Below are 12,464 nucleotides of genomic sequence, written 5' to 3' on the forward strand. Positions count from 1 at the left end.
AGAAGCATGACACCCCTTAGAAAATCGGTTATGGAGGGCAGACCATGAATGCTTCTTCTTTTTCTTCCGCTTCGCTCCAAAAGGTCGCTGCTGAGGCAGCGCGCCGTTCGCACGCGCAAACCCCGCCGGACCGCCGTAAACTCCCCTTACGAGTGGGGACGCGGGCATCCCCACTGGCCCTTGTGCAAACGCGGCATTTTTTAACGCGGCTAACGCGATTTTGCCCCGTATTGCGGGATATGGGGGCTTTTAAAGAGGAGCAGATGCAAACCTCTGGCGACCTGAATCTAAAAGACAGGCTCGCTGAGATTGGCGGAAAAGGGCTGTTCTCTAAGGAAATTCATGAGCTTCTCGCTGTCGGTGGGATTGATTTTGCCGTCCATAGTCTCAAAGACCTTGAGACGCATCTCCCGCCGGGGCTTGTGCTAGCTTGTACGATGAAGCGTGAAGATGCGCGCGATGTCCTCATGCTACGTAAGCGTGGGGTAAAGGTGGACCCGGCCAAGCCGTTTGATTGCCTGCCAGAAGGGGCCTTAGTGGGCTGTGCGTCTGTACGGCGGCAGGCGCAGATGCTCCATGTCCGGCCAGACCTCCGCTTCACCCTTCTGCGTGGAAATGTGCAGACTCGCTTGGATAAGCTGGGTGCGGGGCAATGTGATGCCACCTTGTTGGCTTATGCGGGGCTAAAACGGTTAGGCATGGAGGACCGGATTGATGTTCCTCTCTCCCCCGAGGTGATGTTGCCTGCCTCTGGCCAAGGGATTGTCGGCGTTACCGTGCGCGAGAGCGATCATGAATTACGGGAGCTTCTCTCAGCTATTGAGGACCCGGAGGCCCGCGCTGTTGCAACGGCTGAGCGTGCTTTATTGGCAGAGCTTGATGGCTCGTGCCGGACCCCGATTGGGGGTTATGCCCAGTTGAAAGAAGGGCGGTTGCATCTCTCTGGCCTTGTGGCGAGTGAGGATGGCACCTTCTTGCTACGGCGTGAGTATGAGGGCCTCCCAGAGGATGCCGCGCGGATGGGGTATGAGCTTGCTTGTGAGCTAAGGCGCGATACACCACCGGCGATTTTTGCAAAGATTGTTCAATCATAAAGATGATGCGCCGGGTTGTTCTTATCACCCGGCCAGAGCCGGGCTTGCGGGAGACGCTTGCGCGTGTGCAGGCACAAGGTTGGCACGGTGTGGCAAGCCCTGTGATGCACATACAGCCCACCCCGCCTATTGCTGATTATCCCTGTCAGGCGATGTTGGTGACGAGTCGGCAGGCCCTCCCTTTTTTGGCGCATCAGAATCGAGAGCGTTTGGTCCTGACTGTGGGGGACGCCACAGCGCGTCATACGCGGGCGATGGGCTTTCAGTATGTCGAGGCCGCAAGTGGTGACCAAGAAGCGTTAGAGACTCTTTGCCAACAAAAAGGCTTGCGCGGGCCGAGCCTTGTTTTGGCATGTGGACGTGGGCGTGATGGCCAGCTTTATGGGGCAGGGCTAGTGCAGTCCTTGGGGGTGCAACGGCTCGAGGCGTATCATGTGCGGCCGGTTCCGTCTTTAAGTGATGCAGCCCTGAGGGCTCTTGCTCATGATGAAGTAGCGGCCATCTTCTTTTATTCGCGTGAGACGGTAACGCTTTTTATGGAGCTCTGCCCCGCAGAGCTACGCGCTGTATTACGCCATTGCCGTGCGCTTTGCTTGTCGGAGGCCATCGCAGCCCATGCCCGAAGCTATGATATATGGGGCGAGGTGGAGTTTGGGCCTCCTCTTACCCTTTTGGGCCACATATAGCGGCTATGGAGGGTAAAAGGAGGCCAAGAGGCTAGGCCTTCGGTGATTATGCTTCGCCTTCTGGCTCGGGGAAGTTTTGTTCCTGCTTTGCTTGCCATAGGGCTGCGAAATCAATCGGCTGGAGAACAACCGGCGGGAAGCCCCCATCACGCGTTACATCACTGATGATGGCGCGGGCGAAGGGGAAGAGCAAACGAGGGATTTCAACCAACAGAATCGGCTCAATCAGCTCTTGGGGTGGGTTCTCTAGCGTGATGATGGCGGCATAGGAGAGCTCTGCAATAAAGACGACAGGCCCAGCCGTTTGCTCACCCTCAGCAGGGGCCTCGGTGGCTTCTGCACGGATGATGAGCGTGACCTCATAGATGGATTGTTCTTCCTCAATCCGGCTGGCTTGGACATCAATATTCACACCTACTTGCGGTGGTGCTTGGAGGGAAGCAAAGGTCGCTGCCCCGCGGGGGACTTCAAAAGAGAGGTCCTTTGTATATTGCAGATTAATGGCCAAAGGCAGGGTTGGCGGGGTGTTATCTTGTGCAGCGGTCGGGCCGTTAGAAGCTGACATGGGGGTCATCCTTGCATGATGTAGAGAGTAGGTTCGTAAAAATGATGTAAGCATACTGTAGTGAAGTGACCTTCACCATGGGCAGAGGCGTCTATCTTCTTTTGCCGGTAGCATGTCTTGGAGACAGGGCCAAGCGAGGGAAACATCTTTTATTGGGGCTCCGATATGTTTATTTAGCGGGGGTAAAAGCATCTCCTTTATATATGCATCATTTACGGGGATGTAATAGAGGCACTTGAGATTGTGGCGGGGGCGTCCTACCTTTGAGCTATTGTTGGGTGGGGTGTTGAGGCTCCTTCCTTATTAGGATGAATAATTTAGGACATAAAATGGCGGACTTCCCTTGGGACATTGTGATGTGGGCCGTGTTGGCTGTCATTATTGGCAGTGCCGTGTTTTTCGTATTAAGGCGGCGTATAGGGGCGCAGGCCTTCCGGCGGGAGACCATCTCCTCGCCCCGTCCGGCGCAGCTTCCTAAGCAACCGGGTGCGACAGATGCCCTCAAGCCGCCACCATTACCAAAGAGCGTAGGGCTAGAGCAAAAGGCAACAGAGTACGGCCTCCCAGCGGAGGGAACAGCTCTTGCACAATCTCTGGCGCGAGTCGGTAGCGTAGTGAATGGCTTCTCAGCAGATTATTTTCTTAAAAATGCGGAAGATATGTTTGCGCGCACCGTTAAAGCCTTTGCCTGTGCTGATAAAGCTGTGTTGAAGTCTGTGCTTGCTCCTGCGGTTTTAGAGTCTTTTACAAAGGTTTTGGATGAGCGTGCCGAGCGGCATGAGCGTGTGCATCTGGAGCTAAGGCAGATTGAGCGGCTGGATTATGTCTCCATTACTGGTGTGGAGGTAGGGGAAGGCCCGTGCCAGATAGGGGTAAGAATTGTCTCATGGCAGGTGAGTTATTGCCGCGATGAGAAGGATGTTATCGTAGAGGGAACAGAAGCTCTCACGGAGTTCCGTGACCGTTGGGTGTTTGAGCCTAAAGTGAATGGGCAATGGATGATTGTTGCTACACAAGCTGACTAAGAGGTTCCTTCTGCGCTAAAGGGCCTCCCTGCGGGGCGTAATGCTAAGAAACTAGCGTCTATTAGACTGGGTTATGGTGTGTTCGTATGGCAAAGCATTATTCTCCGTTAGTATGTTTGGTAATGGTCCCACTTTGCATAGCACTAGCGGGGTGTATGCCGGGTTTGCCTTCTGCGCAGATGGATGTAAAACCCGCCGATTATAGCCAGCTCTCCGGTTGGGAGCGGGAGGATCATCTCCAGCTTTTTAAGATGCTAGCGGAGGAGTGTCAGCGTATAGACCACCTACCTGCCGGGACGTTCCTTGGTGGGGCGAGTACGTTGCCGTCTGGTAAGAATGTGGAGGAATGGAAGGGTGTTTGTACCGCTGTAAAAACGGGGGCAGTCGACCAGCCAGCGCAGGCACGGCAGTTCTTTGAGGCATGGTTTCAGCCTTACCTGATTACAAAACAGGCTTTCTATACTGGGTATTATGATCCAGAGGTCCCCGCATCCCTTACAAAAGGGGGAGAGTATCAGGTTCCGCTCTATCGCCGTCCAGCGGATTTGCTTCATGGTCGTAATGCGGCAGGTGAGTTAGAGTTCGGCCACTGGGTTGATGCTGTTTTCCGCCCGTATGATGACCGCGCCACGATTAATGCAGGTTCGTTAGAGGGAAAAGGATTGGAACTTGCATGGTTGAAAAGCCCTGTGGACCTTCTTTTTCTACAAACGCAAGGCTCTGGCCGTTTGAGACTACCTGATGGTGGGGAGTTATTTGTCGGATATGATGGGCGCAATGGTCGGCCTTATGTCCCAGTCGGTCGTATTTTAGTGCGCCGTGGCGCGATGCGTGCAGAAGATGTTAGCGTCAAAACCATCCGGGCATGGTTGGAGGCTCATCCAGACCAAGTAAAATCGGTCTTAGAATCCAATCCAAGCTACGTCTTTTTCCGTTCGGTGGAGCGTAAAGCGGGGGAAGGACCTGTAGGCGGATTTGGTATTGCTCTGCAAGCACAACGCTCTTTGGCTATTGATAGGCATTTTGTAAGTTATGGTATGCCCGTTTGGGTGGAGATAAATGATAAAGGCCGTGATGGGCAGGCTGTTTCATGGGCGCATATGACCTTTGCTCAAGATTCGGGGAGCGATATACGCGGGGCAGGTCGTGGGGACCTCTTCCTTGGGGAAGGGGAGAAAGCTGCCACGATTGCAGGGGATATGAAGGTATATGGCCGGATGTTTGTCTTAGCCCCGCGCCTCTCTTTGCCTAACGCACCGAATGTGGGTGCTAGCACAGCCTCTGCCAGTGGGGGACAGACGGCCAAATGATACGTGCGCGTCGCGAGACGCTAGGAGAACATGCTTTAATCCGGGGTGATTGCCTCAGCGTGATGCGGCGTATGCCTATAGGGAGTGTGGATGTCGTGGTGACATCGCCTCCTTATAACCTTGGTCTTGCCTATCGCAGTTATAAAGATAGCCTCTCTGAAGAAAGCTATTTGGATTGGATGGAGCTTATCTGCCAAAAGATAGCCCGTGTTCTTAAAGAAGATGGTTCGTTCTTTCTTAATATTGCAGGCTCCTCCGCACAGCCTTGGTTACCTTTTGAGCTTATGGTCCGGCTGCGTGGTATCTTTGTGCTGCAAAATCATATTTCATGGGTCAAATCTATAGCCATTGGTGAGGTCACGCATGGGCATTTTAAGCCTGTAAACTCCCCGCGCTATGTTAATCGTAATCATGAACATATTTTTCACCTCACCAAACAAGGTGCAGTAGAGCTTGATAGGCTAGGGGCGGGGGTGCCCTTTACGGATAAGAGCAATATTCATCGCCGCCAACATCAAGAGGATAGGCGGTGTCGGGGGGATACATGGTTCATCCCTTACGAGACGGTACGGAGTCGTCACGCGCGGTATAGCCATCCCGGTATCTTTCCCGTTGCCTTGCCAGAGCGTTGTATTCGCCTGCATGGCTTGAGGCCTGATATGATGGTATTAGACCCCTTTATGGGCACAGGCACCACCCTTATCGCCGCAGAGGCGTTAAAGGTGCGGTCCATCGGGATTGAAGCCGATACAACATATGTCCGCTTTGCGCGTAAGCGTCTGCGTGCGATGATAGAGCAAGGCCAAGAGGCGGATGTATGATGGAAGTGGGGCGGTAAGAGCGTGGCAAAGCGAGCATTAGGTGAGGATGAAGCCGCCCTTTGGCGTGCCGTGATGCAGGATGTCACGCCATTGCGCTCTCGTCAGGCTGTTAGGGCGGTGCGTCCGCCTAAGTCCCCTCATAAGCCAGAGTTAAAGCAAGAGGCGGGGGTAGAAACGCGGGCGCAGCCTGCCCCAATGGTGATGATGCAGCTTGCCGTATCGCCAGCTAAACCGCTCATCAAACCTCGGCCTGTGCCGCATGTGGGGGTGAGGGCGGCTGGGTTGGATGATACACAATGGCGGCGTCTCTCACGGGGGCAATTACGCGTTGATGCACGGCTCGATTTACATGGCTATATCGTGCAAGAGGCTTTTGAGGCGTTCCATCGGTTTATGCAACGCGGCCGCGTGATGGGGTGGCGATGTGTGGAAATTGTTACAGGGCTAGGCAGCGGGGCGCGCGGCGGAACCATACGTCAGGAATTGCCCTTGTGGTTGCAGCGCGGTGATATTGCGCCCATGGTGTTGGGGGTTGTTCATAGTCATCGTGGGAATCAGGGGGCTTTGAGGGTTTTATTACGGAAAAAGCGTTAGTTGACGAGAAAGATGTTATTTACCCTTGGATAAGGGCTTAGGCTCTTTTATAGATAGCGTAACGCGAATGATTATTAATTGAGGCATAAAGTCCAGACCATCGAGCAGAAGCAACGATGGGCCGGCGTCTCTAGCGGATAAAGGCGTAATAATGATGGTCTCACTCAAAAGCTTCTTTAATCCTGTAGGGTTAACAGTAGCCATGCTGGCGGGGGCTATGCTTCCGTTATCAGCACAGGCGAAGGATGTGCGTGATATTACGGGCGAGGTTGTCTCTGTCCCGGACCATCCGCAGCGGATTATCCTTGGTGAAGGACGGCTGATTTACGCGCTGGAGCCTTTAGAAGGCCGCCATTTGTTTGACCATATTGTGGGTTGGCAAGGGGAGTTCCGCGAGGCAGATACGCAGAATTATGAGCAAATGCTCAAAACCTTCCCAGAGGCGGCGCGTGTTGCAGTGATTGGCCGCACAACAGCCGATACGATTAGCCCAGAGAAGGTGCTAGACCTCCACCCAGACCTTGCCATTTTTAGCACAACAGGCCACGGGCCGGGGCAATCTGGCGATGTAACAGCGCGGCTTAGAGCAGCGCACATTCCTGTTTTATTTGTGGATTTCCGCCAAGACCCGGTAAAGACGACTGTGCCGAGTATGCTCATTTTAGGGCAAGCTCTTGGTCGTGAGGCCGAGGCCAAGGCCTATACAGATTTTTATGAAGAACGGTTAAAGGCTATTCGTTCGGTCGTGGAGACCATCCCAGAGGCACAAAAGCCGACTGTATTCATCAATATGCTAGCCGGGGCACGCCAAAGCTGCTGCCATACAGCTGGGCGTGGGAATATGGGTGCGTTTATTGAGGCCGCTGGTGGTCGTAATATCGCGGCATCTCTTTTGCCCGGTTATATTGGGGATGTCTCTGCCGAGATGGTTATCGCCCAAGACCCTGACGTGCTTATCTTGGATGGGACACGCGGCCCCGGCCATAGTGGTCCGGGCCTAAAGATGGGCTCTCAAGTCACGCCGGAGATGGCAGAAGCCTCATTAAATAGCCTCCTACAAGCCCCGGAGCTTGCAGGGTTGAAAGCGGTGCGGAATGGGCGTGCTTATGGCATTTGGCATACATTTTATGATAGCCCCTTCAATATCCTAGCGATTGAGGTCATGGCTAAGTGGTTTTACCCAGAGCGTTTTAAGGATTTAGATCCAGAGGCGGATCGTAGCCTTGTGCAGAGCCGCTTTACGGCTATGCCAAATAGCGGGACATATTGGATCAAGGCGCATGCCCAATAAGGATGTTATGAAAGACAGTGATGCTTCATCTGCGGAGATGACCCGTCTAGCCGCACGTTTGACGGGCATACAAACGGCCTACGCACAGCTTACGCGTCATAGGGTGGCTTTGTTGGGCATATTGGGTGGGTTGATACTGCTCTCATTATTGTTGGACTTCTCCTTAGGCCCAGCAGGGTTGGGGCCGCGCGCTTTAGTACATGCGCTCCTTAACCCCTCCTCCGGGACAAATGGTGTGATTGTCTGGCATATTCGTTTGCCTTACGCGCTTATGGCTATCCTTGTTGGGTGTGCTTTAGGCATTGCCGGTGGCGAGATGCAAACTGTGTTGGATAATCCATTGGCCAGCCCCTACACGCTTGGCGTGTCTGCGGCTGCGGCCTTTGGGGCATCTTTAGCGATTGTGCTGCATTGGCACATTCCTTATGTGCCAGAGACATGGATGGTCCCGCTAGAGGCCTTCTTATTTGCTGTTGGATCAGCTTGTTTGCTGGAGGTTGTGGCACGGGCACGGGGCCATTCCACCACGATGGTGGTTTTATTTGGTATTGCGCTTGTGTTTACCTTCCATGCTTTTGTGGCGTTGATGCAGTTCATTGCTGATGAGGATGCCCTACAAGACCTCGTTTTTTGGACAATGGGCAGTTTGACACGCGCTGATTGGGGGAAGATTAGCGTCATGGCGGTAGGCTGTGCGGTGGTCTTGCCTTTCTGCTTCCGTGCGGCCCCAGCTCTGACGGCTCTGCGTCTAGGCGAGGACCGTGCGGCGAGCTATGGGGTGGACGTTAAACGCTTGCGGATGATGTCTTTATTGCGGATTAGCATCCTCTCGGCCTTGGCGGTGTCCTTTGTGGGGACGATTGGGTTTGTCGGGCTGGTAGCCCCGCATATTGCACGGCGGCTTTTGGGGGAGGATCATCGTTTTTATCTTCCCGGTTCTGCTTTATGTGGGTGCTTGATAATGTCTCTTGCCTCCATCGCGGCAAAGAACATCATGCCGGGGGTTGTGATTCCTGTCGGGATTGTGACCTCCTTAGTGGGGATTCCTTTCTTCCTTGCTGTGGTTTTACGAAAGGGGGCGTAGATGCTGGAGATTGAGAGCCTTTGCGTCCATTATGGGCGGCGGGAAGTGCTACACCGTATGACATTGGCCCCCATGCAAGCAGGGCGTGTTACAGCCCTTTTGGGGCCGAACGGGTCGGGAAAATCGACCTTTATGCGCGGTATTGCGGGGCTTATTCGGGCAGAGGGGCGTATTCGCCTAGGGGGGAAGGACCTCTCTAGCCTTGCCGTGGGGGAGCGGTCACGCTTAGCGGCGTATTTACCGCAGAGCCTTCCTCCAACAGTGCATCTTCAGGTGATTGAAGCAGTGATGGTAGCGCGCCGAGCGGGCGAGGCTGTCTCGGCTGAATGTGCGTTGCGCGATAGCACTGATGTGTTGGAGGAGCTGGGGATTGGCCATCTTGCCCTCCGCTATATGGATGAGCTCTCCGGCGGGCAGCGTCAGATGGTTGGTCTGGCACAAGCCTTAGTGCGCCGTCCCGCGATGCTGTTGCTGGATGAGCCCTTAAGCGCGCTAGATTTACGCTATCAGTTTGCTGTGATGGATGTTGTGAGGCGGGAGACGCGTAAACGCAATATCGTCACATTGCTGGTTGTGCATGACCTCAACATCGCTCTCCAACGCGCTGATGATGTCGTCTATATGCGCAATGGTCGCCTTGTCGCACAGGGTAGCGTGATGGGTGTTACCACACCTGAGGTTCTCGGTGATGTTTATGGGGTTGAGACCCGTCTCGAGGTCTGCCCCCGTGGCCTGCCTCATGTGCTGGTGGATGGCATTATAGGAGAGGATGCTTAAAAGAAGGGCATCCTCTTATAAGGGGATTAGGGCCAGATGACCTCTGGCGGCATGGACATAAGGATAGCCTCCGTATTGCCACCTGTTTTTAACCCAAAGAGCGTGCCTCTGTCGTAAAGGAGGTTAAACTCCACATAACGACCACGCCGTTTGAGCTGCGCTAAGCGGTCTTCCTCGGTCCACGGGGTGAACATGCGCTTGCGAACAATGGCGGTATAACATTCCAAAAACGCATCGCCGACATCGCGGGTGAAGGTAAAGTCGCTTGCGAGATTACCGCTATCGAGCCAATCGTAAAAGATGCCCCCAAGCCCGCGTGGCTCATTGCGATGTTTGAGGAAGAAATATTCATCACACCAAGCTTTAAAGCGTGGGTAATAAGCAGGGTCGTGCCTATCGCACGCTTGCTTAAAGGCGGCATGAAACATAGCCGCATCATCAAGAGCTTCTTGGCTCTCGGGGAACATGGGGGTGATATCGCCACCACCGCCAAACCAGCCCTTGGAGGTCAGGATCATCCGTGTGTTGAAATGCGCTGCACTGACATGCGGGTTACAGGGATGAGCTACGAGAGAAATACCAGTAGCAAAAAAGCGTGGGTCATTTTCTGCCCCGGGGATGGATTTGCGGAACTCCGGCGTGAACTCCCCCCACACGGTGGAAATATTGACGCCCACTTTCTCAAAAACGCGCCCTTTCATGACGGACATAACCCCGCCGCCACCTTCAGCACGCTTCCATGATGTTTGTTGGAAGCGACCAGCCTCCGCACGCCCCTTCAATGTTGGGGCATTTTCTGCAACAGCTTTATCCTCCAAAGCTTCATAAGTAGCACAAAGCCGATCACGCAGGTTCTCAAACCAATATTGGGCGTCTTTTGTTAGCCCAGTATGAGGGAGATCGGGGAGAACAAAGCTCGTGGAGGAAGGCATAATAATCTTCCTATTCTTCATAGAAGGATGTGATTTCTTTTACTTTACCATAGGGGGGATGCCTCACAAGACAAAAAGCCGTGTTCGCTTACTGGCTGTTCCTGATGCTGTCATTAGTAAAGGAAATGATTATGCTTTCCTTCATTTTATGGTGTAAGGGCAGAAGGAGGGCGTAATAATTTTTGCTCTTGATTTTAGGGGTGCCCTGCTGAAAAACTCTCCGTTATCAGAGGAGAGACTGTCAGCAGCCTGTATGGGGGCAATGTGCCCATCAGTAAGGCGAGTTCAGGCAGGATGAAGTGAGGATTTATGGTTGCAGAAGATACAATCGAGCCTGTCATCGGTGTTATCGGAGGCTCCGGCCTTTATGAGATTGATGGGCTGGAAAACCGGGAATGGCGTCGCTGTGAGTCGCCATGGGGTAAACCTTCGGACGAGCTGCTTTTTGGTACGCTGGAGGGTGTGCGATGCGTCTTTTTACCACGTCACGGCCGTGGGCATCCTATCCCACCTTCCCATTTGAATTATCGTGCCAATATTGATGCGTTAAAACGCGCAGGCGTGACGGATATTATCTCCCTTTCCGCTGTTGGCTCTTTGAAGGAAGATTTAGCTCCCGGTCATTTTGTGTTGGTTGACCAGTTTATCGACCTCACACAAGGCCGCCCCCGGACCTTCTTTGAGGAAGGCTGCGTGGCCCATGTGGCCATGGGTGAGCCTGTTTCAGCACGGATGGCTAAAACATTAGCGGAAGAAGCTGAAAAGCTGGATATTTCCGTCACGAAGGGCGGGACTTATGTGGTGATTGAGGGGCCTCAATTCTCCACACGGGCTGAGAGTGAGCTTTATCGCTCTTGGGGGGCGTCTGTCATTGGGATGACAAACATGCCAGAAGCACGCCTCGCGCGGGAAGCAGAGATGAACTACGCTACCGTTGCGATGGTGACGGATTATGATTGCTGGCATGAGGAGCATGAGCATGTCACGGTGGAGGCTGTAATTCGGACGATGAAGAGCAACTCCACCCATGCGCGGGAGCTTGTCCGCCGCGCTATTCCTGCCCTTGGGAAGCCGCGGCCTATTTGCACAGGCCCCGGTGCGGCAGAGCGTGCGTTGGATAACGCCATTATCACCCCGCCAGAAGCACGGGATTTTGCGGCTATTTCACGTTTGGATGCGGTCGCAGGCCGTGTTTTGATGGGCTAAGTCCAGCCTGTAATGATGCAGGAATGACGCTGTAGAAAAGCCCCTCTGTTCCATCGTAAGCAGAGGGGCTTTTTTTATCTTTTTCTAGGATGAATGGGGCCTAAAATCCGTGAAGCAAGCCGCCATCAATCGGGATGCGCGTCCCGGTGATATAAGCGGCAAGCGGGCTTGCGAGAAATGCTACGAGATGGCCGAACTCCTCAGGCTGGGCATAACGGCCTGCGGGGATCCCAGCTTCTTTTTGTTTGCGAAACTCTGCGAGGGGAATACCCGCCTTTTCGGCACGGATTTTATTAAGCGTTGCAGTGCGTTCTGTCTCAAACCGACCGGGGAGAATGGTGTTAACAGTCACGCCATCCTGCGCTACCTCACGCGCAAGCGTTTTGCCCCAACTCGCTAAAGCAGAGCGTAACGCGCTAGAGAGAACAAGATTAGGGATAGGCTCCACAATACTGGTGGAGGAAATCATAAGGATGCGCCCAAATTGCCGTTGCCTCATCCCCGGTAGATATTGGCTGACAAGCTGCATAATGGGCAGCAGCATGGTTGTGGCTTCTTGCTGCCATAGGGCTGGGTCGCACTCTGTTGCAGGGCCAAGGGGCGGGCCGCCGCCATTGCCGATGATAATATCAACTTCTGGCAAATCTGCTTTTAAGGTTTTGAGGCACGTTTGGACACTCTCTTGAGAGGCAAAATCTACACTATGCCACTGTGGTGTGATGCTTGTCTCAGCCGTGATTTTTGTTGCAGCCTGTTGGAGGGTCGCCTCATTGCGGGCGAGGAGATAAGGGCGTACCCCTTCTTTTGCAAGGGCTAGGGCGGCCCCTAGTCCCAGCCCTTGGCTACCCCCCATAATAATGGCCGAGCGGCGCGTAAGATGTAGGTCCATAATCTGGCTCCCCCTTTTAAAAGACCTTCACACCATTCATCCTCTCGGAGAGGAGCGCAAGAGGGAGATGGTGTTTGACATAGAATAAGAAAATCTAATGAATAATAGATATTAAAAGGCAATAACGATTAAAAAACATCATAAGGACGCCTCTCTCCTGCTTGACGCTGCTAGAGGGCATCACTATTTC

Annotated in this window: 13 protein-coding genes; 10 read left to right on the forward strand and 3 right to left on the reverse strand. The window is 53.6% G+C overall.

Features of this window, described 5'->3' with window-relative positions:
* Positions 1–44: 44 nt before the first annotated feature.
* Both hemC and GM556_RS02840 read left to right on the forward strand, forming a co-directional pair.
* Positions 45–1,094 (forward strand): hydroxymethylbilane synthase, encoded by a 1,050-nt coding sequence (gene hemC / locus GM556_RS02835; protein WP_099026060.1) that lies wholly within the window; start codon positions 45–47, stop codon positions 1,092–1,094.
* A 2-nt stretch (positions 1,095–1,096) separates the two neighbouring features.
* The gene (locus tag GM556_RS02840; RefSeq protein WP_155579195.1) at positions 1,097–1,780 is read left to right on the forward strand and encodes a uroporphyrinogen-III synthase; all 684 of its coding nucleotides are present in this window, start codon (positions 1,097–1,099) and stop codon (positions 1,778–1,780) included.
* Positions 1,781–1,826: 46 nt separating this feature from the next.
* Here GM556_RS02840 and secB read toward each other — a convergent pair whose 3' ends face one another.
* A complete protein-coding gene (gene secB, locus GM556_RS02845; protein WP_155579196.1) occupies positions 1,827–2,345 on the reverse strand; it encodes a protein-export chaperone SecB in 519 nt (172 codons plus the stop codon).
* Positions 2,346–2,674: 329 nt separating this feature from the next.
* Here secB and GM556_RS02850 point away from each other — a divergent pair, with 329 nt between their 5' ends.
* From GM556_RS02850 to GM556_RS02880, 7 genes are all read left to right on the forward strand, one after another.
* Positions 2,675–3,370, forward strand: coding sequence for a Tim44/TimA family putative adaptor protein (locus GM556_RS02850; protein ID WP_196424762.1), 696 nt, complete (start codon positions 2,675–2,677; stop codon positions 3,368–3,370).
* A gap of 86 nt (positions 3,371–3,456) precedes the next feature.
* Complete coding sequence (locus GM556_RS02855; protein ID WP_155579198.1) at positions 3,457–4,680, forward strand: murein transglycosylase A; 1,224 nt, start codon at positions 3,457–3,459, stop codon at positions 4,678–4,680.
* Positions 4,677–5,501, forward strand: coding sequence for a site-specific DNA-methyltransferase (locus GM556_RS02860; RefSeq protein WP_155572992.1), 825 nt, complete (start codon positions 4,677–4,679; stop codon positions 5,499–5,501). Before GM556_RS02855 ends, GM556_RS02860 begins: the two co-directional genes overlap by 4 nt.
* Before the next feature lie 21 nt (positions 5,502–5,522).
* Positions 5,523–6,095: a Smr/MutS family protein gene (locus tag GM556_RS02865; RefSeq protein WP_266137669.1), complete on the forward strand. Its 573-nt coding sequence runs from the start codon at positions 5,523–5,525 to the stop codon at positions 6,093–6,095.
* A gap of 151 nt (positions 6,096–6,246) precedes the next feature.
* Entirely contained in the window at positions 6,247–7,386 is a 1,140-nt protein-coding gene (locus GM556_RS02870; protein ID WP_304488801.1) for an ABC transporter substrate-binding protein, read from the forward strand.
* Positions 7,387–7,393: 7 nt separating this feature from the next.
* On the forward strand, positions 7,394–8,470 hold the full coding sequence (locus GM556_RS02875; protein WP_230873257.1) for an iron ABC transporter permease: 1,077 nt from the start codon (positions 7,394–7,396) through the stop codon (positions 8,468–8,470).
* The gene (locus GM556_RS02880; RefSeq protein ID WP_155572995.1) at positions 8,471–9,247 is read left to right on the forward strand and encodes an ABC transporter ATP-binding protein; all 777 of its coding nucleotides are present in this window, start codon (positions 8,471–8,473) and stop codon (positions 9,245–9,247) included. It begins immediately after the preceding gene.
* A 26-nt stretch (positions 9,248–9,273) separates the two neighbouring features.
* Here GM556_RS02880 and hemF read toward each other — a convergent pair whose 3' ends face one another.
* Entirely contained in the window at positions 9,274–10,179 is a 906-nt protein-coding gene (gene hemF, locus GM556_RS02885) for an oxygen-dependent coproporphyrinogen oxidase (RefSeq protein WP_155572996.1), read from the reverse strand.
* A gap of 309 nt (positions 10,180–10,488) precedes the next feature.
* Here hemF and GM556_RS02890 point away from each other — a divergent pair, with 309 nt between their 5' ends.
* Entirely contained in the window at positions 10,489–11,385 is an 897-nt protein-coding gene (locus GM556_RS02890) for an S-methyl-5'-thioadenosine phosphorylase (RefSeq protein WP_155572997.1), read from the forward strand.
* Positions 11,386–11,485: 100 nt separating this feature from the next.
* Here the strand turns inward: GM556_RS02890 and GM556_RS02895 are convergent, their stop codons facing one another.
* Complete coding sequence (locus GM556_RS02895; RefSeq protein WP_155579199.1) at positions 11,486–12,274, reverse strand: SDR family oxidoreductase; 789 nt, start codon at positions 12,272–12,274, stop codon at positions 11,486–11,488.
* Positions 12,275–12,464 lie beyond the last annotated feature (190 nt).

Source organism: Bombella sp. ESL0378, from assembly GCF_009725845.1.
Classification (GTDB): Bacteria; Pseudomonadota; Alphaproteobacteria; order Acetobacterales; family Acetobacteraceae; genus Bombella; species Bombella pollinis.